This is a genomic window from Rufibacter latericius, from assembly GCF_003721515.1.
In the GTDB taxonomy this organism is placed as follows: Bacteria; Bacteroidota; Bacteroidia; order Cytophagales; family Hymenobacteraceae; genus Nibribacter; species Nibribacter latericius.
Genome location: NZ_RJJD01000015.1, coordinates 1 through 25476, shown reverse-complemented (window position 1 = coordinate 25476; position 25476 = coordinate 1). Strand labels below are relative to the sequence as shown.

At 48.8% G+C, this 25476-nt stretch carries 24 protein-coding genes, 1 tRNA gene and 1 pseudogene; 16 read left to right on the top strand and 10 right to left on the bottom strand.

What is annotated here, in order from left to right:
* The first annotated feature begins 5 nt into the window (after positions 1-5).
* The 3 genes from EFB08_RS17620 to EFB08_RS17610 are packed head-to-tail and all read left to right on the top strand — an operon-like array spanning position 6 to position 3142.
* Complete coding sequence (locus EFB08_RS17620) at positions 6-1157, top strand: hypothetical protein (protein ID WP_123128293.1); 1152 nt, start codon at positions 6-8, stop codon at positions 1155-1157.
* 3 nt (positions 1158-1160) lie between these two features.
* Positions 1161-2180, top strand: a complete 1020-nt coding sequence (locus EFB08_RS17615) for a trypsin-like serine peptidase (RefSeq protein WP_123128292.1) — start codon at positions 1161-1163, stop codon at positions 2178-2180.
* Positions 2181-2188: 8 nt separating this feature from the next.
* On the top strand, positions 2189-3142 hold the full coding sequence (locus EFB08_RS17610; RefSeq protein ID WP_123128291.1) for a DNA/RNA non-specific endonuclease: 954 nt from the start codon (positions 2189-2191) through the stop codon (positions 3140-3142).
* A gap of 212 nt (positions 3143-3354) precedes the next feature.
* On the opposite strand, the gene EFB08_RS17605 is transcribed toward EFB08_RS17610, so the two are convergent.
* From EFB08_RS17605 to EFB08_RS17580, 6 genes and pseudogenes are all read right to left on the bottom strand, one after another.
* Positions 3355-3810, bottom strand: coding sequence for a hypothetical protein (locus tag EFB08_RS17605; protein WP_123128290.1), 456 nt, complete (start codon positions 3808-3810; stop codon positions 3355-3357).
* Positions 3811-3873: 63 nt separating this feature from the next.
* Positions 3874-4938: pseudogene (locus tag EFB08_RS17600) on the bottom strand (YifB family Mg chelatase-like AAA ATPase); the annotation flags it as partial.
* Positions 4939-5217: 279 nt separating this feature from the next.
* The gene (gene lpcA / locus EFB08_RS17595) at positions 5218-5811 is read right to left on the bottom strand and encodes a D-sedoheptulose 7-phosphate isomerase (protein WP_123128289.1); all 594 of its coding nucleotides are present in this window, start codon (positions 5809-5811) and stop codon (positions 5218-5220) included.
* Positions 5812-5814: 3 nt separating this feature from the next.
* Positions 5815-6315, bottom strand: coding sequence for a hypothetical protein (locus EFB08_RS17590; protein ID WP_125077780.1), 501 nt, complete (start codon positions 6313-6315; stop codon positions 5815-5817).
* A 164-nt stretch (positions 6316-6479) separates the two neighbouring features.
* Positions 6480-8312, bottom strand: coding sequence for an ABC transporter ATP-binding protein (locus EFB08_RS17585; protein WP_123128287.1), 1833 nt, complete (start codon positions 8310-8312; stop codon positions 6480-6482).
* 155 nt (positions 8313-8467) lie between these two features.
* Positions 8468-10159: a hypothetical protein gene (locus EFB08_RS17580; RefSeq protein WP_123128286.1), complete on the bottom strand. Its 1692-nt coding sequence runs from the start codon at positions 10157-10159 to the stop codon at positions 8468-8470.
* Between the two features lie 204 nt (positions 10160-10363).
* On the opposite strand from EFB08_RS17580, the gene EFB08_RS17575 reads away from it, so the two are divergent.
* The 3 genes from EFB08_RS17575 (at position 10364) to EFB08_RS17565 (ending at position 12558) form a co-directional block, all read left to right on the top strand.
* On the top strand, positions 10364-11326 hold the full coding sequence (locus tag EFB08_RS17575; protein ID WP_123128285.1) for a GNAT family N-acetyltransferase: 963 nt from the start codon (positions 10364-10366) through the stop codon (positions 11324-11326).
* Complete coding sequence (upp, locus tag EFB08_RS17570) at positions 11281-11946, top strand: uracil phosphoribosyltransferase (RefSeq protein WP_123128284.1); 666 nt, start codon at positions 11281-11283, stop codon at positions 11944-11946. Before EFB08_RS17575 ends, upp begins: the two co-directional genes overlap by 46 nt.
* A gap of 234 nt (positions 11947-12180) precedes the next feature.
* Complete coding sequence (locus EFB08_RS17565; protein ID WP_125077779.1) at positions 12181-12558, top strand: hypothetical protein; 378 nt, start codon at positions 12181-12183, stop codon at positions 12556-12558.
* 181 nt (positions 12559-12739) lie between these two features.
* Here EFB08_RS17565 and EFB08_RS17560 read toward each other — a convergent pair whose 3' ends face one another.
* Positions 12740-14182: a DEAD/DEAH box helicase gene (locus EFB08_RS17560; protein WP_123128282.1), complete on the bottom strand. Its 1443-nt coding sequence runs from the start codon at positions 14180-14182 to the stop codon at positions 12740-12742.
* A 136-nt stretch (positions 14183-14318) separates the two neighbouring features.
* Here EFB08_RS17560 and EFB08_RS17555 point away from each other — a divergent pair, with 136 nt between their 5' ends.
* The 3 genes from EFB08_RS17555 (at position 14319) to EFB08_RS17545 (ending at position 16881) form a co-directional block, all read left to right on the top strand.
* A complete protein-coding gene (locus EFB08_RS17555) occupies positions 14319-15659 on the top strand; it encodes a dihydroorotase (RefSeq protein WP_123128281.1) in 1341 nt (446 codons plus the stop codon).
* An 81-nt stretch (positions 15660-15740) separates the two neighbouring features.
* Positions 15741-15814, top strand: a tRNA-His gene (locus EFB08_RS17550).
* Positions 15815-15960: 146 nt separating this feature from the next.
* A complete protein-coding gene (locus EFB08_RS17545) occupies positions 15961-16881 on the top strand; it encodes a PfkB family carbohydrate kinase (protein ID WP_123128280.1) in 921 nt (306 codons plus the stop codon).
* Positions 16882-17008: 127 nt separating this feature from the next.
* Here the strand turns inward: EFB08_RS17545 and EFB08_RS17540 are convergent, their stop codons facing one another.
* Complete coding sequence (locus EFB08_RS17540; protein ID WP_123128279.1) at positions 17009-17395, bottom strand: STAS/SEC14 domain-containing protein; 387 nt, start codon at positions 17393-17395, stop codon at positions 17009-17011.
* Between the two features lie 160 nt (positions 17396-17555).
* Here EFB08_RS17540 and EFB08_RS17535 point away from each other — a divergent pair, with 160 nt between their 5' ends.
* Complete coding sequence (locus tag EFB08_RS17535; protein ID WP_123128278.1) at positions 17556-17870, top strand: hypothetical protein; 315 nt, start codon at positions 17556-17558, stop codon at positions 17868-17870.
* Positions 17871-17937: 67 nt separating this feature from the next.
* On the top strand, positions 17938-18216 hold the full coding sequence (locus tag EFB08_RS17530; RefSeq protein WP_123128277.1) for a hypothetical protein: 279 nt from the start codon (positions 17938-17940) through the stop codon (positions 18214-18216).
* 126 nt (positions 18217-18342) lie between these two features.
* Here EFB08_RS17530 and EFB08_RS17525 read toward each other — a convergent pair whose 3' ends face one another.
* Together EFB08_RS17525 and EFB08_RS17520 are read right to left on the bottom strand one after the other, a co-directional pair.
* Positions 18343-19236 carry a serine hydrolase gene (locus EFB08_RS17525; protein WP_123128276.1) on the bottom strand — a complete coding sequence of 298 codons (894 nt, stop codon included), beginning with the start codon at positions 19234-19236 and terminating at the stop codon, positions 18343-18345.
* A gap of 115 nt (positions 19237-19351) precedes the next feature.
* Positions 19352-21112: a M61 family metallopeptidase gene (locus EFB08_RS17520; RefSeq protein ID WP_123128639.1), complete on the bottom strand. Its 1761-nt coding sequence runs from the start codon at positions 21110-21112 to the stop codon at positions 19352-19354.
* A gap of 400 nt (positions 21113-21512) precedes the next feature.
* On the opposite strand from EFB08_RS17520, the gene rpmH reads away from it, so the two are divergent.
* The 5 genes from rpmH to EFB08_RS17495 all read left to right on the top strand — a co-directional run bounded on the left by rpmH (position 21513) and on the right by EFB08_RS17495 (position 25143).
* Positions 21513-21671 (top strand): 50S ribosomal protein L34, encoded by a 159-nt coding sequence (gene rpmH / locus EFB08_RS17515; protein ID WP_071885432.1) that lies wholly within the window; start codon positions 21513-21515, stop codon positions 21669-21671.
* A gap of 35 nt (positions 21672-21706) precedes the next feature.
* Positions 21707-22117: a ribonuclease P protein component gene (gene rnpA / locus EFB08_RS17510; protein ID WP_123128275.1), complete on the top strand. Its 411-nt coding sequence runs from the start codon at positions 21707-21709 to the stop codon at positions 22115-22117.
* Positions 22118-22152: 35 nt separating this feature from the next.
* The gene (locus EFB08_RS17505; protein WP_123128274.1) at positions 22153-23814 is read left to right on the top strand and encodes a S41 family peptidase; all 1662 of its coding nucleotides are present in this window, start codon (positions 22153-22155) and stop codon (positions 23812-23814) included.
* A 107-nt stretch (positions 23815-23921) separates the two neighbouring features.
* Positions 23922-24611, top strand: a complete 690-nt coding sequence (gene tsaB, locus EFB08_RS17500; RefSeq protein ID WP_123128273.1) for a tRNA (adenosine(37)-N6)-threonylcarbamoyltransferase complex dimerization subunit type 1 TsaB — start codon at positions 23922-23924, stop codon at positions 24609-24611.
* A 7-nt stretch (positions 24612-24618) separates the two neighbouring features.
* The gene (locus EFB08_RS17495) at positions 24619-25143 is read left to right on the top strand and encodes a DUF2480 family protein (protein WP_123128272.1); all 525 of its coding nucleotides are present in this window, start codon (positions 24619-24621) and stop codon (positions 25141-25143) included.
* Positions 25144-25476 lie beyond the last annotated feature (333 nt).

The following is a 25476-nucleotide window of genomic DNA, read 5'->3' as shown; positions in this document are numbered from 1 at the left end:
TTATAATGAGCTTAATTGAAGCGATTAAGGGTGCTCGTATTTTAGAGGCAATTGAGAATTATAAATTAGTCTCTTTAAATCATGAGGACATAAAGATAATTGTAAATGAAGATGGCAGGCATGTTATATATAGTGAAAGGTCCTTTTGGGAGGATGTTTTAGTAAACCCTGGTTATTATTGGAATAAAAGTTTCAATCTTTATGATTTTGTCGTTTCTGACTGGTTAGCAAGGGTCCCAGGTCTTTATTGGCAGAGTTCTTCTGCTGAGTTAAGAAAGCATTCACAAAAGGAGATTGCTCTACAAAGTAGAGATTGGATAGAACTCCAGCCTTCAGGGAAATCAAAAAAAGTATTAGGAGGAATAGGTACTTTGTTGTTGCCACCTGATGAAAGTGGTAAGAGGTTGATCTCAGTTACATCGAATCATAATGCCTCTTTAGGTATACCTGTGCTTGTGTTTCCTGAAGTTTATGATGCCTTAATTTTAGAACAAGGAGATTTAGTAGATTTAAATGATCTAAAATGGCAACCTATGTCTTTGAATTGGGCTCAAAAATTCAGTTCAACAAAGGGGATTCCTAGAGGGTATTTTGTTTTAGATAGTATCAAAAAAGTCAAAGTTAGACAAAAGTTTATTCCTGTTATTTACCAACCCTTTTCTATTATGGAGTATGAAAGAGCTGATGCTGTTTTATACGATTTCGTCTTTATGTCTATTGATAGTGAAGCAAGGGAGCAATATAGTAATGTGGAGAGATTTTTTGATTACTATAGATTAAAAGATGACAGAAGGGGAAGGTATCTTTTAAATTGTAATTTGGTGCAGCCATACTTTGAATGTAGGTATATGAGCCCTGCTGATTTCAGCGATCCTTCTGAAAGGGCTCATTTATCTCTTGTTAGAAACCGGATTGTCAAGCATGGGTTCGGAGAAGGTGTTTTGGATGATTTAATAAATATAGTTCCTAAGTTTTATGAAACAATGGCTTCAATAAGACGGCTTGCCACCGCAATTGGAGTTAACCCTACCGTCCTTTCTGAGGGAAGGGTTGTAGATATGTCCGCTCAGCTTATTAATTACTGTTTGGATAATAATCTAATTGAGTTGTTAATTGATAGAATCGTTTTTGAATATCCGAAATCATTTGCTAAATAAATTATGTCAATTAAAATTGCTCAATTAACTGATGTTCTAAGTGATTTAGTGCCTAATGAAACCGGAGTGTTTAAGTACATTAGGGATGCCGGGCTTAAACCTCAGAATATTCGTTTGCAGGGTTCAGTAATAGATATGTGGAGTGAGACCTTGAATGAGGCTAAAAAGCATAATAAGGTAAATGATATTGTAAGTTCGGTATTAAAGGCATATCCTGATAACCCCTTTCTATTATCTGCTTTAGAATTAAAGGAGGTGAATTATGCATTAAGTCCTGATATTGATGATGTGTCAACTTGGAATGGAGTTGATAGAGACACACTTGAAAAGTTAACCTTTGATTCTAATACTCTACTTCCAATTAATTTTCTTGAGCGAGGTATAATTGCAAGTAGGTCAGTCGCTAAAGTTGAAATCAAATACAATGGTTATGTTGATGTAGGTACGGGTTTTTTATTTAGAGTTGCTGAAGATGGAGAATCTTTGTTTGCGACCAACTATCATGTAATTAACAATAAAGATAGAATCTCTAGTACACGTATCATATTTAATTTTGAACAAGATACCAACGGTGATTCCAAAGCTTCAAAAAGTTTTAAGATTGATGAGGGTGGGCCCTGGCTTCTCTCACCCGTAAACGACTTAGATGTTTGTATTTTCAAATTGGATTGCTTGCCTGCAGCGTTAGAAGAATTTGGCTATTTGTTACTATCAAAATCAGAGGTTAAAAAGAATGATTATGTTAATATCATTCAACATCCAGCTGGGCAAATGAAGCAAATATCACTTTATCATAATATTGTCACGTACTGTGACGATAGAGTAGTTCAATATCTTACCGATACTCTTAGAGGTTCTTCTGGGGCGCCAGTTTTTAATTCAGATTGGAAGGTTGTGGCTCTGCACCATAGTGGTGGTAATCGTAAGAACAATGAAGATCCCCTGCCCTTTGGTGCTAAGTTCAGAAATGAAGGCATTCAAATTAACAGGATCATTGATTTTGTTCAAAATGCATCTAAATAGATAAGGATATGTCACAAGTGAACCTTTATAATGGATATGATGAGTATTTTCTTAATGTTGGACCAGAATCTATTAGGGTATCTTTACCAGAGCTCAATGAGAGGTTAAAACAAGATATTGCTGTTGTTCCTGGGACAGAGAACAATGTTTTACATTATATAAATTTTAGTGTTCTCTTATCTTCATCTAGAAAATTTTTGTTTTATTCTGCTTCAAATATTGACGGTTCACTATTTAAAAAAGCAAGCCGTTCCAATAGTTGGAAGAAAGATGATAGAGCAAAACCATATCAACTAGGAAGGGAGCTTTACAGTGCTGCAAAAAGTGACTTTGATAAAGGGCATATGACTAAAAGGGAAGATGTTCAATGGGGAGAGTCTCCTGGGTTAGCACAGGCGGCTGCGGATTCAACATTTTTCTACAGCAATGCAGTGCCACAACATAAAAAGCTAAACCAAAGAGTTTGGCGTTCACTTGAAGATTATGTATTGCACTCAGAAGCTAAATCTCTTAACATGAGGGTTTCTGTTTTTACGGGACCTGTTCTTTCCGATAATGATCCTTTTTTTGTTACTCCTGTAAATGATACTTCGATTAAGCTTCCAGTTCTTTTTTGGAAAGTAATAATTTATCCTAAATCAGATGGTTTACTTTATCGTGTTGGTTTTCTCATGAGTCAAAGAAGGCTTTTAATTGAGAATCAGATTGTTGAAGAGCCAGAGCTAGAGTCTGGTACATCTGAAGACCAATTATTTTTAAGATACGATAGTGCAGACACCTACCAAGTAAATGTTTCTACTATTGAACTACTTACTAGTTTGAAATTTTATGAAGCTATTGATTCCTATTCTGATAATCGTGAATTGCAATTATTAATGGAGGATGTAGATGTTGATCCTGACCTTGAAAGTTATTCTTTAGAACAATATTTAGGATATTCAATCAAGAATTTAGTTTTGTAATTTTTATGCATTCGGTAGCAAATCTGTTTGTGTACTTAAATACATTATTTGAAAATAAAGTTGATAATGTTGTTTCAATAATATTGCATTAAATACCATTATGATTAATTTGATATTTTCAAGGAGGGCTTTTAATATTATTGGTATAATTATAATTAATTTATAAAGTAAAGCAACTAATTAACCTGGTTGTTTGCTGCTTTATTTTTGATTTATGGATGAATTCCCTTAATATTTAGCCTTGTAAATTTTTTTAATTTATCAAAAGCAGTTAGTGTGTTTTCTAATTCTAAATCAATGGGAAGCTTTGTATGGGTATACTCTTGTAGTTTTCCCAAAGCTGTTGATGCTACATCCAGATAACCAAGAAGCAGCATAAATAACTGTTTCTTATCTTCCTCATTATAGTTTTTTGACCTAATAGTCTTAACTAAAATGCTGAGTTGCGATACTTCATCTATGAACAGGTCGCGTAGGTTCGTTCTGCATTGCATAAATGACTCCAGTTTTTCAGGCTCTACATAGGCAGGGTTAAAAGGGAACTTTTCAGCAACAATTAAGGAGTTATCAAACATTTTTTCCACAGCATAAATTTCCAAAAGGTGTTTTTGAAGATTTTTCCAGAGGTTTGTCATTATTTTTTGCATCTGGTAGGGCTCTTTTTGCATTGATGAATTGTTACAAAATTGTTACTAAAATTAGTTAATGCACTGATAATCAGTATTGCTTCAACCGCACGGACACGGGTTCATGCTGGCCACCAACATAAAGTTCGCTGGGAAATCTATGGTAAGGCGTGCCCGCGAAATACTTACCCTGCGTTCCTCCAAAGGCTGGCGCATCACTTCCAGCACGGTACGTTTGAACTCCGGCAGCTCATCCAGGAAAAGCACGCCGTTGTGCGACAAGGAAATCTCGCCGGGCTGCGGATTGCCGCCTCCGCCTACCAGGGCCACGTCTGAGATGGTGTGGTGCGGCGCCCTGAACGGACGTTGCGCCATCAGAGAACCCTCAGAGCCCAGTTTGCCGGCAACCGAATGGATCTTGGTGGTCTCTAGGGCCTCGTGTAAGGTAAGGGGCGGCAGAATGGAAGGCAGGCGTTTGGCCAGCATGGTTTTCCCGGCACCGGGTGGCCCGATCATAATCACATTATGGCCGCCAGCCGCAGCGATCTCCAAGGCGCGTTTAATGTTCTCCTGGCCTTGCACATCAGAAAAGTCAGCTGAGTACTGGTGGACCGTGGCCTGGAAATGATCCCGGGTATCTACTTTCAACGGAGAAATAGGAAGGTTACCCTGCAGGAACTCAATGGCTTCTTTCAGGTTAGACACGCCAATGACATCCAGGTTGTTCACAATGGCGGCTTCCTGCGCGTTTTGCCGGGGCAGAATAAAGCCTTTGAATCCTTCTTTGCGGGCCTGAATAGCAATGGGCAGCACTCCTTTGATGGGTCTGAGTTCTCCGTCCAACGCCAGTTCACCCATGATCACGTAGCGCTCAATTTGATCGGTGAGGAGTTGGTCTGAAGCCGCCAGGATTCCCAAAGCAATGGGCAGATCATACGCCGATCCTTCTTTGCGCACGTTGGCGGGAGCCATGTTGATGACTACTTTCTGGCGCGGCATGCGGTAGCCGTGATGCTTCAGGGCAGATTCAATCCGTTGTTCACTTTCTTTGATGGCGTTGTCTGGCAGGCCCACCAGAAAATACTTTGTCCCAGGCGATACGTTTACTTCAATGGTGATGGTGAAGGCATTTACCCCCTGTACCGCGCTGCCGAAGGTCTTTACAAGCATAGATGATTTTAATATAATATAGGATATATCTTGAACGGGCCAACAGAAAAGAACCGGAATAAATTCCTTGAGTGTTCCGAGGCTCAGCAGGGCCGCACGAGGAATTTTCTTTCACACTAGCACACCCATCTAAGCTAGCAAAGGCTGCATCTTGCCAGTAGTGTCCTTAAAGCAAACCCTGTTTTCGGGTTTGTTCTCTGAGAACAAGCTTAAAACCCAAGGCAGTTTTCCTTCTGTTTTCGGAAAGGAAGACTAAAACAAACGAAAAAATATGGTTTGCTACAACGTTCCAGCTTGATATCTCTCCAGCAGTAGGATCAGGATGTGGATAACTTTGATGTGGATTTCCTGAATTCGATCGGCGTAGCCGAAATGGGGTACCCGGATCTCTACATCACTTAAAGGCGCCAGTTTTCCGCCGTCTTTGCCGGTGAGGGTAATGACATGGGCGCCTTGGGCTTTAGCGGCTTCGGCGGCTCTGAGCACGTTGCCCGAGTTGCCGCTGGTACTGATGCCCAATAACACATCGCCGGGTTTTATCAGAGCCTGCACGTACCGGGAGAACACGTGGTCATAGCCGTAGTCATTGGAGACGCAGCTTATGTGGTTGGGGTCTGAAATGGAGATAGCGGCCATAGGAGCCCGTTCCTCGCGGTAGCGGCCGGTGAGTTCCTCGGCGAAGTGCATGGCATCACACATAGAGCCTCCGTTTCCGCAGGAAAGGATTTTGCCGCCGTTCTTCAGGCTGGTGGCCATGAGCTGCGCGGCGGCCTCAATGGAAGAAAGGGTGGCGGGTTGGGCCAGAAATTCGGTTAGCACCTGTTGGGCTTGTTGCAGTTCCTGCAGAATAAGGGCAGAAGGCGAGGTGTTCATGTCCTAAGGTAAGGGCCGGTGATCTGATGGCGGCCGGTTGGGGTTTTGGTCGGGGTCCAGCGTAGGCGGCATGGGAGCGGGCGTAATGATCAGGCTTTGCTCATCTGGGTCTACCGTGTGGCCCACCGGATGACCGGCCGGCGGAACAACCGGTTCTGACCGCACGGGCGCAGGTTCAGGAATCAGCGGAGCGCCGGAGGCTTTGAGCTGCTGGTCATAATGTCTCGCCTTCCACTCGGTGTGCTTGGTCCTTAGCTCGGCATGTTGCCCGCGCTCCCGCTCCAGGCTGCGTTTCAGGGTTGCAATATACACGTTTTCCACCAAGAGTTCTGCCAGCAGCAAGACCACCCCAATCCAGAGCAGGCGGTTGAAAAACTCGGCGTCATGGGCTAAGTCAAACAAGGCTACAAACTTAGACACGCTTAAGATGCGCAGCAGAAATAACAGGGTGATGAGCACATACACCATCACCAGAATATTGATGAACTTCTTCAGGGATTCCATAGCCGTACCGGTAATAAACATTCAAATTTATGAATACTCTGTGTACGCAAAAGCCGCAAAATAGCTGTAAAACTACGCATGGCCCTTAAAAGCCAAAAGCCGTTTCGGGGCTGATTCCGTGAAATCGGCCCCGAAACGGCTCCTAAAGAAATGCTGAATTTTTCTTACGACGTATGCTGCATCTGGGTAAGCTTATGGTACAAGCCGCCTTGCTGCACCAGGTTCAAATGGTTGCCGCGCTCCACAATACGGCCGCCCTGCAAGACAATGATCTCATCTGCGTGCTGAATGGTGCTGAGACGGTGGGCGATCACCAGTGAGGTGCGGTTTTTCATGAGGTTGGTCAAAGCTTCTTGTACCAGTTTCTCAGACTCGGTGTCCAGTGCCGAAGTAGCTTCGTCCATGATGAGGATAGGCGGGTTCTTCAGGATGGCCCGGGCGATACTCAGGCGCTGACGCTGGCCACCCGAAAGTTTGCTGCCTCTATCGCCAATTATGGTCTGGTAACCGTCTGGGGATTTCATGATGAATTCGTGCGCGTTCGCGATTTTGGCGGCCGCCATGACCTCGGCCTCGGTGGCATCGGTTTTGTTGAAGGCGATGTTGTTGAAGATGGTGTCGTTGAACAGGATGGATTCCTGGGTGACAATGCCCATCTGCTCCCGAATGGAATGCAGCGAGCAATCACGCAGGTCCAGGCCGTCAATGGTGATCGCCCCTTCGGTAGGGTCATAGAAACGCGGTAACAAGTCTGCCAAGGTGGATTTCCCTCCGCCAGATGGGCCTACCAACGCAATGGTCTTTCCTTTCGGAATCCGAAGGTTGATATCTTGGAGAATGGGATCGGCTGCGTACTTGAAGCCCACGTTCTTGAACTCAATTTCATGGGTGAAATCAGGTAAAACCTTCGCATCTGGTTTGTCTCGGATCAGCGGCTGCGTATCTATCAAGGCCAAAACCCGCTCACCGGCCACCAACCCACGCTGGATGTTACTGAACGCATTAGAAATAGATTTCACCGGCGACAGAACCTGTGAGAATAGGATTAAGTAACCAATCAAGGCGGCCGCCTCCAGGTCAGATTTGCCGCTGAGCACCAGGGAGCCACCATAATATAGGATACCCGCCACCACGCTCACACCCATGAATTCAGAGATCGGAGAAGCCAGGCTGCGCTTGTTGTTCATGGAGGTAATGATGCGCGCATAGCGGCTGTTGCTTTCCCTGAACTTCTCAATCACGTAAGGTTGCGCATTGAAGCCTTTCACTACCCGCAGGCCACCCAAGGTCTCATCAATAATGCCCAAAATAGAGCCCAAGGCATCCTGACCCTGCGAGGACTGCCGTTTCAGTTTTTTAGAGATGCTGGAGATGATCAGCCCGGAAATGGGCAGCACCAACAAACTGAATAACGTTAACCGCGGCGACATGTAAAACAGCACCCCGAAATACCCGATCACCAGGAACGGCTCCCGGAACAGCACATTAAGCGTACTCACCACCGAGTTCTCCACCTCCAGCACATCATTGGTCAGCGTAGACATGATGTTGCCTTTGCGCTTATCAGAAAAGAAACCCAGTTGTAGTTGCGTGAGGCGCTCATAAACTTGCATGCGCAGGTTTTTCACCACCTTGGCCCGTACCACGCCCTCAATCTGTAACCCGATGTAGCGGAACAGGTTGGTGAGCATCACCGAACTCACCAGGATAAGGCAGATAAACTTCAGGGCCCCCAGTTTTCCCTGGGTCTGGATGACCTGCCCGAAATAATAGTAAAAGAAATCGCGGGCCCAGCCAATGCTGAAGGTAAACTCAGGGCGCTTCATGTTGGAAACCTCCTGTACGGTGCCCTGGTCAAACAAAACGTTCAACAAGGGAATCAACAGCGCGAAGTTCATAATCCCGAATACGGTAGCCAGCAGCGTGGAAATGGCATAGCCGGGCACATACTGACTAAAAGGCCTCGCGAAGTTGAGGATGCGGAAATAAGTTTTCATTCCTGCAAAGGTACGGCTTTGCCGGAATGAAACAGTATAAGGTGTGAAGGAGGTGTTTTGGGTTTGTTTCTGGAAAAAGAGGCCAAAAACGAATCAGCTCCTTCTGTGGATAAGAAGGAGCCGATTCGTTTTGAGGATGGTTTTAGCAAAAGCTATTAAAACTCGTGGGTGCGCTGCGGAATGTTCCACCGGAAAGAAACGGCAGAGAACGTAGTGTTCCGGTCCAGGCGGTTGCCCTCGGCATCGGCCCGACGAACTACCTGGGTCAAATCCAGGAACATGTTGTACCGCAGTTGGAAGGAAGCGGTGGCCTCGCCGTAAATCTGGTCTGTGGTGATGCCGCTCCCAATCTGATAGCCGTAGTCGCCCTGGCGGGTGTTGTAAGATTTCAGGACGTTGCCGCCGTAGTTGTACACAATGGTGTTTTCAGGGTTTAGCGGGTCTACGGTTGGCTCAGGGTCCTGGCCGTAGCGGGTGGCAATGGCTTTAGCGGTGAGAGTCAGCTTAGGAATGGGCTGATAGCGCACAATGGCTACGGCCTCGGCCAGGTTTGCGCCCATAGGGTGCGCAAGGGGCTGCAGATAATGCTGGTAGTTTTTGGAAGGGTCTTCATGCTGGTAAGTGAAAGGCCGGGCCAGGTTGAGCTCGCCCTGCAGATCCAGGTTAGACACCCCGAACGCATCAATGTACTTGGCGCCGCCCTGTAGCGCGAACTTATTTCCCCACCAGCCGTTGCCGGCCCGTAGTTCACTGATCAGGAACTCATCCAGCACGGCCTGACCGTAGAGTTGCACGCGGTTGTAGATGTTCCATTTGAAATCCATCCCCAGCAAGGCATTGTCCTCTGAGCCCAGGCCCTGTTCAATGCTGCGGTAGAAAATAACCGGGTTCAGGTACTGCAACTCAAATCGGCCCCGGTCGCGCCCGAAGATCACCGACTCAAACACGCCCACATTCAGGTTTGGCAAAATGTTCACGCTAAGGTGGTGCAGGGTCATGTACTTTTTGGCGTACAATTGGTCTGCGCGTTCAAAGTCCTGGGTGAGTTCGGCGTAGAGGTTGGTGTACTGTAGTTTCCAGATCTGGGTCTGTAGTTTCAGGAAGAAATACGGCGCGGCGTAATCAGACAGGATCATGGACCGGAACCCGTTCCCGATGAAGTTGCGGTCGTGGCCCAGCATCACGCTAATGTGTTTGGTGGCCGCGTAGTTGATGTAGCCTCTGGCCGAGAAAAAATCATAGCCACCGCTTCTCCCGAAGGTTTTCCAGTAGGCCTCGTGCGGCACGATGTTGTCACGGCTCACGCGTTCGTTCACGTAGCCCGGCAGTTTCACCTGGTTATCGGCTAGGAAGGTATAGAAACCAAGTTTCTCGTCAATAGAGCCTTCCACCTGCAGACCCCGGGTGTTGAGGTAGCGCAAGCCATCGGTATCACTGTCTTTACCGGCCTGTAGGCCTATGACCGGGTTTACGCGCAAAGTGAAATCCGGGCCTTCGTAGTGGTAGAGATCGGTCTTGTTTCGGAAAAACGGCCCCAAAGAGCGCTGGCTTTCGTTGTTGCGCGTGTTGCGGGTATAATTCCAGTTGTCGTTGATGAGGTAATTGACGTTGTACTCATCGGTGGCGGAACCAGATAGGGCATCCTGACGGGCGTCTTCGCCCAGAGCGGCTACCCGGGCCCGGCCGTACGGCTTGAAAGAGGTGTGCAAATCCTCGGTGTTGCGCTTAATGTGGTAGCGGTCAATCACGCGGTACACATCCTGGTTCAACGGAACGGTGGCATCCTGTGCCGATGCAGTACCTGCCAGAACAGACAAACCCAACAGCAGACGGTATGTTTTTCTCATATATAAGGGTTGAAGGCGCGAAGTTAATGGAATTTTGTGCGTGTACTCTTTCAAAGGTCCTCGGGTTGCCTTGTAGGGGTTCTGAGTCCTGAGTCTGAAATTCTGGGTTGTTTTAAAGCCGGTTTTTGCAAAACATCGGCAAAGCAGAAGGAATGCTAGCAAGGACATGTGGTGAATCTTTGAAAACAGTATCTTTCCGGCGCCATGATTCAGTTGTTACGTCACCATGAGATAGACCCCGTGAGTTGGGAAGCTTGTTTGCAGAAAGCAGATGCGCCCCTGGTATACCTCCATGCCTGGTATCTGGAAGTGGTGTGCAGGGGACACTGGGAAGCCTTGGTGGAGATACAGGACAACGAGTATGTTTCTTTGTTTCCGCTGCCGGTGCGTACCCTACTGGGCAGGAAGAAAGTGTACCAGCCGCTGTTCACGCAGCAACTAGGCTTAGTAGTCACCCCCGCCAGCCAGCACCGTACTCCAGAAGAATACCTGGCTCTTCTGCCTGTTCATTACTCCGCAGTGCAATACCAGATGCCGTGGTGCCATGAACGAACTTTGATTCTGCCAACTCCCTGGGCCTACAGGACCAGGCCCAACTATGAACTTTCCCTAAGCCCTGCGTACGCCGAGGTGCGCCAGAATTATTCATCTAACCTGCGCCGGAACCTGAAGAAAGCCGAAAAGGAAAAGCTCACCGTTGTGCCCACTTCCGGCATTAAGTCTTTGGTAGAACTGTTCAGGAACACCAAAGGGAAAGAACTACCCGAACTGCGGAACCGGCATTACCAGACGCTGGAAGGTTTGTACGGCCGGGTCAAGCAAGAAAAGGCTGGGCAAGTGTGGGAAGTGCGCCTGCGAGGAGAGTTGCTGGCGGCCGCCTTTCTGCTAGAAACCGATCATGCCATCACGTTCCTGTTTGGGGCCAGTTCTCCTAAAGGAAGGCAAAAAAGTGCCATGGCCTTTCTGTTAGATCACATCATTGCCCAAGCAGCCGGCTCGGGGAAGACGTTTGACTTTGAAGGCAGCGAAGTGCCGGGTGTGGCGAATTTTTACGCCAGTTTTGGCGCGCAGCCTGTCTGGTATGTATCTTTAAGCAGTAAACCTAAATCCACCGCCCTGCAATGGAGTCCAACCGTCTTTTCATTCTTAGCCAAACACCTTCGCTAGCCAATCATTTTATCTCTGAGTTGCGTGATGTGACGGTGCAGAAAGACAGCCTGCGGTTTCGCCGCAACCTAGAGCGCTTGGGCGAGGTGATGGCCTTCAAAATCTCTGAAACGCTGCCGTACGCAGAACAAACCATCCAGACGCCCTTGGCTCAAGCGCAGCAGACGCTGCTGCAGGAGTTTCCCGTGCTGGCCACGGTGTTGCGCGCCGGTCTTCCGTTTCATCAGGGTTTCCTGAATTATTTTGACCATTCTACCAGCGCTTTTGTGGGAGCCTATAGGGTAGAAGGGGGGCGTCAACTGTCTGTACATTTAGACTACATGGCTACCCCGCACCTGGAAGATAAAATCCTGATTCTGGTGGACCCTATGTTGGCTACGGGAAAGTCTTTGGTGCTTACCTACAAAGACATGCTTCGGTTTGGTACTCCCAAACGGATCATCATTGCAGCCATAATCGCGAGTCCTGAAGGTGTAGCTCATGTACACGAACAGATCCCTGAGGCCGAGCTTTGGCTGGGTGCCCTGGACGATCATCTCAATGAACACGCCTACATTGTACCGGGCCTGGGTGATGCCGGAGATTTGGCTTTCGGGGAAAAAAATGAGAAAGTACAATAAGATACTTTCTTTTGACCTAGTACCTTCTATAAAAGGAGCGTTACTAGTTCTATAGTAATGATTTGTTTGGTGTTTAAATCTCTTATTTTAAAGAGTTTAACTCTATATTAGAGGCAAGGTGTTAGATGTGACTTTTGATTTGGTGACGGTATGATCGCGGCAGTTCTGAAATATATCTCTGTTTATCTTCTGAGCTCGGTAAAGTTCTTTGGAGGTCCTTTGGTTGGTTTGACCATGGGTGTTTCCTTTTGGGCTACCTTAGGCCTGACCATTGCTGGTATGATGACCAGCGTATTGCTGTTTTCCTTGATCGGGTCAGCGGTGCATGACCGGTATGTGGCCCGGCAGCGAGCCAAAAACAAGCCTATGTTCAGCAAGAAGAACCGACGCATTGTTTCGGTTTGGAAGCGCTTTGGCATGTCTGGCATTGCTTTTCTTACGCCTGTCCTCTTTACGCCCATCGTAGGTACCGTGCTGGCCACTGTTTTGGGAGTATCCAAAAGCCGCATTATGCTGCACATGTTTTGGAGCGCCGTTTTCTGGGGATTCGCCGTCACCCTGACCTTGTTTGAACTGAGGCACTTGCCTTTTCTGCAGTTCCTTCAAAAGTAGTTGTTGATTGCTGATTGTAAATTGTTGTAAAAAACTGCTGCGCTTTAAGGCGCTTTTCCTTGAAACAGTTATAAAACAGAAGAGCCGCATGGATTTCCACGCGGCTCTTCTGTTTTTAAGTGCTTTTTCGAAAACGAAGCTTATATCAAGCTCTCTTTTGGGTAGAACAATCAGCAATTAATTACCGGCGGCTGCTTTTCCGTTTGCTGGCTCCTCCGGATTTGGTTTTCTTCCAGCCCGCTTTCTTCAGGTCTCTCACTTTCTCGCCTTTGCCAATGTTTTCCTTTGGGCGGGCTTTTTTCTCGTGGAACGCACCTTTGAAGTCTGGGTCCTCGCGGCGTTTTTGGTTGTCTAGTTCCCGGTTAATAACCTGTTGCTCCTCAAACGGGGTCTCGTACACCCGCACTTGCTCAGGAATGGCGGCTTCCGGGATTTTCATCTTGATCAACTTCTCAATGCGGTCAATGTGGTGCATCTCGGCCTCGTTCGCGAAAATGATGGAAGCGCCGGTCTGCTCGGCACGTCCCGTCCGCCCGATGCGGTGCACGTAGTCCTCATATATGATAGGCACATCGAAGTTGATCACGTGGCTCACGTCGTTGATATCGATGCCGCGGGCTGCTACATCGGTGGCTACTAAATAGCGTACTTCGCCATCTCTGAAAGCTTCTACGGCGTTGATGCGGGTGTTCTGGCCTTTGTTTCCGTGCACCACGCGCACGCCGCCTTGACCTTTACGGTCCAGGAAAGAACTCACGTTGTCGGCGTTGGTTTTGCTGCGGGTGAAGATCATAACGCGGTTAAACGTCTCCTTGTCCTCAAAGAGGTGTTCCAGCAAGGCAATCTTCGTACGCAGGTTAGGCACGCGGTACAGTTTCTGGCTCACGGTTTCCACGGGTGTGGCCTGCGGCGTCACTTCCACCACCATCGGGAACTCCAGGAACTCCTCAGATAACGTGTGTACCCGCTCGTGCATGGTCGCCGAGAACAGCAAGTTCTGCCGTTTACGCGGTATTATTTCCAAAATCTGCCGAATCTGCGGCATGAAGCCCATGTCCATCATCTTGTCGGCCTCGTCCAGCACCAGTGTCTTCAGTTCTTTCAGGTGCAGTTCACCTTTGCGGTAGATGTCCATGAGTCGGCCGGGAGTAGCCACCAGAATATCAATACCGGCCTGAATACGCTCAATCTGGGTTTTTGGCCCTACGCCGCCGTAAATGCCCACGGTACGCAAATCAAGGTAAGCGCTGAACTTATGGATGTTCTCCTCAATCTGCATCACCAACTCTCGGGTAGGCGCTAAGATGAGGGCGCGTGGGTGCTTGCCTTGGGCATACTTCACTTTCATAAGCAACGGCAGCACGTACGCGGCCGTTTTACCCGTACCCGTCTGCGCGATGCCCATCACATCGTGCCCAGCCATGGCCAAGGGGATGGTCTGCACCTGCACCGGCGTAGGTTTCTGGTAACCCAACTCAGAGATGGCGTTCAGCAACTGTTTGTTCAGCTTGAAGTCCTCGAAACTAGGTTGTTCCTCTTCTTCCTGCTGGGTTTCCTCGGTTGCCTCAGGGGCTATGTTTTCGTCCTGCTCCGGGGCAAGATTTTCGTTTTCTTCTTCTATCATCGGTGCAAAGGTACGGAATTGAAATTTGTGCCTATCCTTCTCTCCAGTAATACGTTTTCAAGCTGATTTCGGAAAAACGGAGGGAAAACAAAAGTATTTAGGGCTGTAGAATCAAGATCACCTTTATCTTAGCGCTATGAACAGCATCCTGATCAAGAACGCCCAGCTCGTGAACGAAGGCCGCATCCAGGCCGCCGATGTGCTGGTGAAAAACGGTTACATCCACACCATCGGGCAGAACTTAAATGCCATCGCTGATACGGTGATAGACGCCAAAGGCCAATACCTGCTGCCGGGCATCATTGACGACCAAGTCCATTTCCGGGACCCCGGCCTCACCTACAAAGCTGATCTGTACTCTGAACCCAGAGCTGCCGTGGCCGGGGGGGTGACTACCTTCATGGAAATGCCTAACACGGTGCCCAATGCCACTACGCAGGAGTTGCTTCAGCAGAAGTATGACACAGCGGCGCAAAAGTCATTGGCCAATTACTCGTTCTTTATGGGCGGTACCAACGACAACCTGGAGGAAATCCTGAAGACCAATACCCGTAATGTTTGCGGCATTAAGCTGTTCATGGGCTCCAGCACCGGTAATATGCTGGTAGACAACGTGCACACACTGGAGGAAATCTTCAAGCAGTCGCCTATGCTCATTGCCACCCATTGCGAAGACGAGGCCACCATCAGGGCCAACATGCAGCGCGCTGTAGAGCAGTACGGCGAAGAGAACATCCCGATGAACGCGCACCCCGTGATCAGAAGCGTGGCAGCCTGCTATAAGTCTTCCAGCATGGCGGTGGAATTGGCAAAGAAACACAACACACGTCTGCATATTCTGCACATCTCCACCCAAGAGGAACTGGCTTTGTTCGCTAATGACGTGCCGCTGGAGCAGAAGCGCATTACCGCCGAGGTTTGCGTGCACCATCTCTGGTTTGACGCGGCGCAGTATGAAACCCTGGGTGCCCAGATCAAATGTAACCCGGCCATCAAAGAAGCTCACCACAAAGAAGCCCTTTTCCAGGGATTGCTGGATAACCGGTTGGACATCATCGCCACAGACCACGCGCCGCACACCTGGGAAGAAAAACAATCTCTTACCTATAAAGGAGCGCCCTCGGGTTTACCGCTGGTGCAGCACTCGTTGCAGGTAATGCTGGCCTTCTATCAGCAGGGAAAAATTACTTTAGAGCGGGTGGTGGAAAAAATGTGCCATGCGCCGGCGATTTGTTTCCAGGTGGAGAAGCGAGGGTTCATTAGGGAAGGCTACTGGGCCGATCTGGTGTTGGTAGACCTGGAGCAAAGCCAAACAGTAACCAAAGAAAACACCTTCTATAAGTGTGGCTGGTCTCCCTTGGAAGGACAGACGCTGCCCGGTGTGGTGACGCATACCATTGTGTCTGGACATTTGGCTTATCAACATGGCCAGTTTGACGAAAGCAAACGCGGTGAAAGAGTGCTGTTTAGCCGCTAGAAAGAAAAATATTGAAGAAAAATGCAGCCCAATACTTGCGTTGAATAGAGAAAGCCCCTACTTTTGCTCTCCAATTACACGGTGGCCGTAGTTCAGCTGGTTAGAGCACCAGATTGTGATTCTGGAAGTCGTGGGTTCGAACCCCATCGGCCACCCAAAAAGCTCCTGATTCGTCAGGGGCTTTTTTCGTTTTAAGGCTGTTTTCCTGGAAAGGACCTAGAACGGAAAAACTTATTTTTGTGCGGAGGTGCGGCGCAAAGCCAACTACTTCCTTTACCTGTAGAATTGTAAAAGAAAACACATGAGTCTATTAGTCATTGGATCGGTGGCGTTTGATGCGCTGGAAACTCCGTTCGGGAAACGGGAAAAGATCATCGGCGGCGCCGGAACTTTCATTTCATTGTCGGCGGCCAACTTTGTGCAGCCGGTGAACCTGGTGTCTGTGGTAGGGGGCGATTTCCTGAAATCAGATATTGAGATGATGCAGAGCAAAGGCATCAACGTAGATGGCCTGCAGATCAAAGAGAACGAGAAGTCGTTTTTCTGGTCGGGCCGCTACTTCAATGACATGAACAGCCGCGAGACGCTGGTAACGGAGTTGAACGTGCTGGGGGACTTTGATCCGGTGATCCCCGAGAGTTACCAGGACTGCAAATACCTGATGCTGGGCAACCTGGCCCCGCAGGTGCAGCGCCAAGTGATTGAGCGCCTGAACAACCGTCCCAAACTCATTGTGATGGACACCATGAATTTCTGGATGGACATCGCGCTGGAGGACCTGATCCAGACTATTGGCATGGTAGACGTGCTCAGCATCAACGACGAGGAAGCCCGCCAGTTGAGCGGCGAGTACTCGCTGGTGAAAGCTGCCAAAAAGATCATGGGCATGGGCCCGAAATACCTTATCATCAAGAAAGGCGAGCACGGCGCGCTGTTGTTCCACGGGGAAGAAGTGTTCTTCGCGCCGGCGTTGCCGCTGGAAGAGGTGTTTGACCCAACTGGCGCCGGCGACACGTTTGCCGGTGGCTTCATTGGCTATTTGGCTTCTACAGACGACATCAGCTTTGAGAATATGAAACGCGCGGTGATCCACGGTTCTGCCATGGCGTCTTTCTGCGTGGAGCAGTTCGGGACGGAGCGTCTGGTGGATTTGCAGCCCGATGAAGTAGTTAGCCGCGTTCTGGAGTTTGTGAAACTGGTGAATTTCCAGCCACAGGCATAAACCGTTTCAAGGCTGTTTTCCTGAAATCGGCCTGAAAACAAGCGTATATTGAAAAGCCACGGGGCTACTGATGCAGATCAGTAGCCCCGTGGCTTTTAAGGTGATTTACAGAAAATGCGCGGGAAACTCAGGCCAGTTGCGACTTTGACCGCAGCCACCTTCTCGCCGATTTGGCATCGGTGAAGTACTGGATCTCTATATCGCCCCGCTGGGCCATGTGCTTGTTTGTGGATTCCACGCTCATTTTCCCGAAGAAGTCCTGCGGGATCAGGAAGGCCATGTGCGTGACGCCCGCGTTGATGGCTTTGGGAAACCACTCGTTGTTGATCCAATCCTGGCTTTCCTTCTGGATGACTTTGATCTTGCTGGTATCCACTAGGATCTTGGAATACCCGGTTTCCAGTACCAGGGCAAGACTGTCCTCGGCAATTTTCTTAAACTCATGGTACTTCAGGAACCCCTCAAAGGTAGCCAGCACCACCTTCGTTACGATGTCTACTTGATTCGTCCTCATGCTGCAAAAAGGCAGTTTTTCACCCCCCGGTAGGTAGACGCTGCCCGCTCCTTTTCCTTAACGTGTTTTATGCCCTATTTAGTGAAAGGGACCTGAAAACTGTTGAATTTTCTAAATATCTGGAAAGATTTGGCTAGGTTGGTTCTTTAGGTTTATAGAAATGCAGAAGAAAAGCGAAACTCAGGTGGCTATTTTGGTGGGGGCCGCCATTTTTCTGGCGTTGGAAGTAGTGGTATATTATAGTCTGGTGACCTGGCTGGTGCCTACCGCGCCCGAAGTGGAGGAGCAAGGCGGTTCCATTGTGCGCAACTGGAATAAGGTCATGTACTTCATCTTGATCTACATGGGGGTGTTGGTGGGGGCCCTGTTGTTTGCCAGTTCTCAGGTGCCCCGCCATTACCGAAAGCACGTTCTGTTCTGGTTTTACCTGTCTTTGCCCATGATATTGGTGCTTCTGGTCATAGCTTTTAGCTGATAAAGTGATATACTTTTACCAAAGTCGCTCGTATAGGAAAGTATTACTTAACCAAACGGAGGATTTTATGAGCAGCAATAAAAAAAATCACAGCGGAGAAAAGGATAATAAGAAAGGCGGTTTTATTGACAACACTGACAAAAATAACCTGCCATTGGATGAGACGCCTCAAACCCCGGAAAGTAGTTACCACAGCTCTAAAAGCGGTGGCACCACCATTCAGGATGAGCGTGCCGTGTCCAGAACCGGTAACAACAACCGCGAAGGGGTGAATGCCTCTTATGGTGATGGCGGCGACCGCCCACGCAGTAACCCAAGCGACAACCAGGTAGACCGCGGTAAATAAGAAGTACCGTTTATATAGAAAAAAGCGGAGGCTGCTCATCTTAAGAGCAGCCTCCGCTTTTTTATTTTTCCACGCCTGAACCTTAAAGTTGATAGAAATTTACTTTCCCAAACTCAGAACTCAGGGCTATCTCATCATGTGCCGGTAAATCATCTCAGAGACATTGGCCATGGCCGCAATTCCCGCTTTCTCATCCTCCAGCCCTTTGGAGAGCAGCACCAGCACATATTGGCGGCCATCGGGCAGAAACACGATGCCCGAGTCATGGCGGACGCCGGTGATCCAGCCGGTCTTATGGGCAACTTTCACGTCTGTCGGCAGTTTGGCCGGAATCACATCCTTGAATTTCTGGTCAAGCAGTACGTTGATCATTTCCTGGGAGGCTGCTTTGCTCACCGTTTTTCCCTGCCCCATTTTCTCGAAAAGCACCATTAGGTCATAGGCCGTAGTGGTGTTGTTCAGGCCTTGCCGGTACGCTTTGGTATCTTCCACGCCGCGCAGCACCTGAATGTCTTTCGCTCCCAGTTCGCGCATGGTCTGGGTCACCTTCTTCGCGTCCAGTTTCTCAATGACGATGTTCGTGGCCAGGTTGCTGCTCTGGATGATCATCTTGTAGAGCAATTCAGTTAAAGGCCGTTTCTGCCCTAGTTGGGTGTAGAGTTCCTGCTCACTGTCATCTTCCGGGGCAATGCTGAACGGGCTGCCATCCACTATGCTTTTGAACTCATTCTTCACCAGAACAGAATCGGTGAGAGCGAACTTGCCCTGGGTGGCTTGTTTGTAAGCTTCAATGAGCACCGGCGTTTTCATGGTGCTGGCCGCATGGAAGCTTTCATGCTCGTTGATGAGGAGTTCCTGGCCGGTTTTCAGGTCTTTGAACGCCACCGCGAAGGTTCCTTTCTGTTTGCCTAGCTCGGCTACTACTTCTTCTCTCAACTGAAGCATGTTCTTTTTGGGTTTGCTGACGGTGCACCCCAGCAGCAGGACTGTCAGGGCCAGCAGGGAAAGGTGAATGCGCATTGTCTTCTTGTTTTACCGCTCAAGGTAAGGAAGCGTCCCGAATTTTTCAGGAGAACTTCGCTTCTGCGCCGAGGCGTTTAGCGCCTGTTTTCAGAAAAACGCCCCTAAAACAACTTTACGCCTTAGTCGCTTTCTCCTCTTTAGTGGTGTTTTTGAAATCCTGCTTGAGCCACGCTTTGAAGTTGGCCTGCTGTTCGGAAGTGGCCGATGGGTTCTTCTTTACGCAGTACTGCGGCAGATATACTTTGCCGTCTGGTTTCAGCTTCACCGTTTTCAGGGTCTTTTGCCGAAACAAGGTCAGTTCTGCCTCGTGATGTCCTTTGAGTAAGTTCACCAGGTTGCCGTTCTCCAGCTTCCGGCCGTTGATGGCAATGAGTTCATCGTCTACTGAAAGCACCATAGAAGCTGGGGAGTTAGGAGCCACGTAGCTTACCACCGATGCCGCTGTAATTGTTGGGTTCAGCCGAAAACCATACAGGCTTTCATATCCAAGTACGGCGGGCTCTTTTTCCAATAAGCAGCCAACGTATTCCAGCGCTGGAGCCAGCCAAGTGTCAAATGCAGTAGTCCCGAAAATCATCTCCTGAAAATACTTCTCCAGCGATACGCCTGCTTCTTCCTCTGCCAGACGTTGGTAATCTGCCTCGGTGTAACCGATCCCGGGTTTACCGAACTCCAGCCACATCCGGCGCTTGACCTCATCCAGGGAACGGGCGTTCTGGGTAGCCCTCCTGATTTCTAGATCCAGCACCAGTGCCGCGATGCAGCCTTTGTGGTAAATGCTCACTTTTCTATCCGGAATGCCGGGCTTGTAGCCGTCCAGCCAGGTGTCAAAAGAAGAATCGGCCACGGATAGGTTCTGTTCGCCTTGGTCTACGGTGTGGCGCTTGAGCAGGGTGTTCAGTTCCTGGAAGTATTGGTCAGCCGTGAACACGCCGCTGCGGGCCAACAGATAATCGCCGTAATACGTGGTGACGCCTTCGGCCACGTAGCCGGTCCGGAAGTAGTTCTCGCGGGTGAAATCATAGGGGAGCATCTCCTTCGGCCGGATTTGCTTGATGTTCCACGTGTGAAACAGCTCGTGGCAGCTAACACCCAGCAGTTCTTTGTAGAGCGCCGGCTGCATCAATTGCTCCGAGGGGCCCAGTGTAATGACGGTTGAGTTGAGGTGCTCCACGCCGTGGTAGTGCTGATACGGCAGAATAATGTTCAGGAAATGGTAGTCTTTCACCGGGAAGGTCCCAAACAAGGCCAGTTGTTCTTTGGTGAAAGCCTGGAAATGCGGCAGAATCTGTTTCCAGTTTGGAGTGCAGTCGCCCTGAAACCACACGTGGAACAAAATGCCTTGCTCCTGATAGACCTGCTGCTGCAGTGTGGCGCTGGCGATGAACGGTGAATCTACCAAGTGGTCAAAGTTATGGGCCAGTAAGGTGTGCGGCCCCGACAACGGAAGCCCGCAGGCGATCTGCCACTCTTCAGGCAGGTCCAGTGACAGGGTGCAGGGGTCCTGTTCCTGGCCCTCTGGGGTGAGGAGGCAGTTCACAGGATTCACATACAGAAAATCCGAAGCCAGCCACGAGCCACCGGCATCCATCTGGCGGGCGTAGAAATTGTAACGCACCTCCAGGGTTTGGTGTGCTTGGGTTTCCACGCGCCAGCGGTCTTTGGTTTCTTTCCTGAAGGGCAGGGGCGAGCCGTCTGGGGCCATCACCTCAAAGCCCTGCAGTTTCTGCGCGAAATTCTGCAGTTCATAGCGCCCCGGCCGCCAGGCAGGCAGTTGCAGATTCAGTTCTGGCCCGGCGATGTTCTCAATATGGGTCCGGATTTGCAGGTAACCGGAAAGTGGGTTCAGGAAAGAAAGGTGGTAGTGTGGCACGGTGTGTCTTATTGTATAGGAATGCTGTTCATTCGTGAAACGAAGGTATTTGGTTTTCGGCCTGTTTTCAGCAAAATAGGTCAAAAATGGTACCACGGTATTTGTGTTTGAGAGGACGGAGGGGATTTTTGCTGCCCGGCTTTAGTTGGGCGCAAGGTAGCGGCAGAGAGGTTTGGCGGCGGTACCGTTCTTGCCTTAATGTGTTTAAGGTTTGTCTGGGCTTTGCGGCTCTTTTTGTGAAAACGGCCTAAAAGCGCGTATCTTTGGGCCTGATGATGCAGCAAGGCTTTCAGAAGAGAGAGGTAACGTGCAAATAATCAAATTAAAATGTGCAAAGGGGGTTGATTTATCAGAATTGATTTCCTAATTTTGCATCCCTTAATAAAATGTTTAGTGTAAGATGAAAAGAACATTCCAACCTTCGCAACGCAAAAGAAGAAATAAGCATGGTTTCCGCTCAAGAATGGAAACTGCCAATGGTAGAAGAGTTTTAGCTAGCAGAAGAGCTAAAGGCCGTCATAAACTGACCGTTTCTGACGAAAGAAGACACAAAGCCTAATTTTTCTGAGTAGCTCGCTGCAAGGCGCCTCGCGAATGGGTACCTTCACTGAACATTCTGCAGAAGAGCAATCGATTTCTTATAGATTTCCGAAAGAAGAACGTTTACGGAGCAAAAAGCTGATTGAACAGCTTTTCCGTGAAGGTTCTTCTTTTAATTCCTACCCGCTCCGTTTCGTTGCCCTGCACGTGCCCGGCCCCGCTGAACTCCCCGTTCAGGTGTTGGTGTCGGTGTCTAAGCGGAACTTCAAGAAAGCCGTGGACCGTAACCGTCTCAAACGGCAAATGCGTGAAGCTTATCGCCTGCACAAACACGTCCTTTTAAAGCCCCAGAAAGAGGAAGGCACGTGGTATATAGGCATCCTTTACATTGGGAAAGAAAAAAATCCTTTCAATCTTATCAGCAAAAAACTAAATTCAGGGCTAGAGCGTTTGCTTACTAAATAGTCTTCCCTTTTTCCTATTTTTTTACGGCTGCTGATATGTTGAAGAAAACTTTTGCTGGCCTTTTGGTGGCAGGCACTGCGTGGGGCCTTTTCTCGTTCAAGGGCGATGGCTCTGAACGCTATTTCGATATTGCCAAAAACCTGGACATCTTCGCTACGCTTTTCAAGGAGGTGAATACCTACTACGTAGACGATGTGGCTCCCTCCAAACTGGTGCGCACCGGCATTGATGCCATGCTGAAGTCACTGGACCCTTACACCAACTACATTCCGGAAGACGATATTGAGGATTTCAGAACCATGACCACCGGGCAGTACGGCGGCATTGGGGCCTTGGTAGGAAAACGGGACGGGCGTATCATTGTCTCTTTGCCCCATGAAGGTTCTCCGGCACAGAAGGCAGGCCTGATCATAGGAGACGAGATCCTGAAGATTGACGGGGTTGACCTTGCCAAAAAATCTGACAACGAGGTAAGCAAACTGCTCAAAGGGCAAGCGGGGACTATTGTGAAGTTGGAGATCAAGCGTTTCGGGGCAGACAAACCCATGACGGTTGAGTTGGCTCGGGCCAACATCCAGATCAATAACGTGCCTTACTTTGGTATGGTGACCCCTGATATTGGGTACTTGCAACTCTCGGGCTTTACCGTAGATGCGGGCCGCGAGGTGCGTAACGCAGTGGTGAAACTGAAAGAGCAAGGCGCCAAGAAGGTGATTCTGGATCTTCGTGACAACCCCGGGGGGTTGCTGAACGAATCAGTTAATATCTCTAATCTGTTCCTTCCCCGCGGCAAAGACATTGTAAGCACCAAAAGCAAAGTAGCCGACTGGAACAAAATGTACAAGGCCCTGGATGAGCCTCTGGACTTACAGATGCCTTTGGTGGTCTTGACCAGCAGCAATAGCGCCTCGGCCGCTGAGATTGTAGCCGGAGCTTTGCAGGACTATGACCGTGCCGTGTTGGTGGGCGAAAGAACCTTTGGGAAAGGATTGGTGCAAATGACGCGTCCGCTTTCCTATAACTCCCAACTGAAAGTAACCACCGCCAAATACTACATCCCCAGCGGACGTTGTATCCAGGCTATTGACTACGCCCACAGAGATGCTGACGGTACCCTGCATAAAACTCCGGATTCTTTGCGGGTAGCCTTCAAAACCGCCAGCGGCCGTGTGGTGTATGATGGCGGCGGCATCAGTCCAGACGTGGAAGTGAAAGAGCAGCCTGTGCCGGACATCATCCGGAAACTGGTTTCCAAAAATTACATCTTTGATTACGCCACCCGGTTCAGAGCCGCTAATCCAACTATTTCTTCGGCACAGACCTTCCGGTTGTCGGATGCAGAGTACCAGAAGTTCATGGCTTACCTGAACGGGAAAGACATCACCTATTCTACCGATGTGGAGAAAGCCTTGGATGATATGATCAAGAAAGCCAAGGAAGACAAACACTACGACGAAGTGAAAGGAGATATTGAGCAAATCAAGAAAAAGGTAGCCACCAACAAAGGCAATGACCTGATACGTTTCAAACCTGAAATTGTGGAGTTGCTGGAACAGGAGATCGTGTCAAGGTATTACCTTCAGAAAGGCTTGGTGGAAGCCACTTTCAATGATGACAAAAACATTGTGGCTGCAGTAGAGGTTCTGAACAACCCAACGCGTTACCAAACCCTGCTGACCACTAGTTCCAAGAAATAGAGCTTACACTATATATAGTATCAAAAGGGCAACCAACACACGGTTGCCCTTTTGACTTTAGAATACCGTAGCTTTGCAGAACAATGGCTGCTTGGCCTTTCTGATTCATGGCGTATATTTTATCCTTAGAGACTTCTACCACGGTTTGCTCCGTGGCGTTGCACCAAGAACACCAGTTGCTCTCTTATGCCGAGCTGCAGATGGAGAAATCCCACTCTTCTCACATTACAGTAATGGTGCAACAGGTGCTGGAATACGCCGGAGTCTCCTTGCAGCAATTGGATGCTGTGGCGGTATCAGGTGGGCCGGGTTCCTATACTGGTTTGCGCATTGGTTCTGGTACGGCAAAGGGGCTGTGTTTTTCTCTGGATAAACCTTTGATTGCGGTGAGTACGCTGGAAGCCATGGCCCGGCAGATTATTTCCGTTACTCCGGCTTCAGAGCGCTATCTGTTCTGCCCAATGATAGATGCCCGCCGTTCAGAAGTGTACACCTGCCTCCTGAGCCATGCCTTAGAAGCACAGATGCCCGTAGAGCCTATGATTCTGGAAGCGGATAGTTTTGCCCCTGTTTTAGAAAACCAGCCTATAATCTTCTTTGGGAGCGGAGCAGCCAAAGCCAAAGAACTTCTGGCGCCACACCCGAACGCTTTTTATCTGGAGAATGTTAAACCTACAGCCAAAGCCATTGGTGAGCTGGCCTTTTCTAAGTTACAGGCGGGTCAGTTCGAAGACGTGGCCTATTATGAGCCATTCTATTTAAAAGAAGTATACATCACCAAACCCACAGGGAAATAAAGGAAAGATGGAAGAGTTTGTAAACCGAGTTGCCAACAGTGGACTCATTACCTTAAACCTGGAAGAATACCTGCACCCGGGTGAACGGCTTGTCTATGATATAAAAGATAACCTGTTCATGGGGTTGATGCTGCGCGAAAAAGACTTCCGTGCTTTTGTAAAGGATCATGACTGGTCGCAGTACGCCGGAAAAAACGTAGCAATCATCTGTTCAACTGATGCTATTGTACCTACCTGGGCATATATGTTGCTGGCAAGTAAGTTGCAGCCCTTCGTGAACCGCTATGTGTTCGGAGACCTGGATGCCTTGGAGCAAGCGTTACTACAAGACGCCATCGCCAAGATTAATGTAGAAGAGTATCAAGATGCCAAAGTGGTCATTAAAGGATGCGGCCAGATACCTGTTCCTACTTATGCTTATGTAGAGGTAATGCAGAAGCTATTGCCCGTGGTCAGCAGCATAATGTATGGAGAACCTTGCTCCACCGTTCCGATCTATAAAAAGCCGAAAGACAAAGCTGCTACGGTATAGAGCTTGTGCGGGAGCGGGTTTCTTGTTTCTTGCAGTAGGTTTTTCTTAGATGCTGAAAAGAAGCTGTTTTAGTAAAAGCAGACTTAAATCAGATAAGACATCGGAGACAGATATAAAGGAAAGAGGCAGGGGGATGCATCCCTTGCCTCTTTCCTTTTTAAGGTTCCTCGATTTGGGCCAGCTTTCCTGTTCTCCGGGGTTTGGCGCCCGTCTTCGCCAAAAGGGGGCAGAACTGGACAGAAGAGAAAATCCTCCCATGCCGGAACTTCAACTGCCTTCCCGTGGTTACCGCTCAGTGTCCGGCAGGGACGCCCCTGAAAGTGGAGCCCTCAA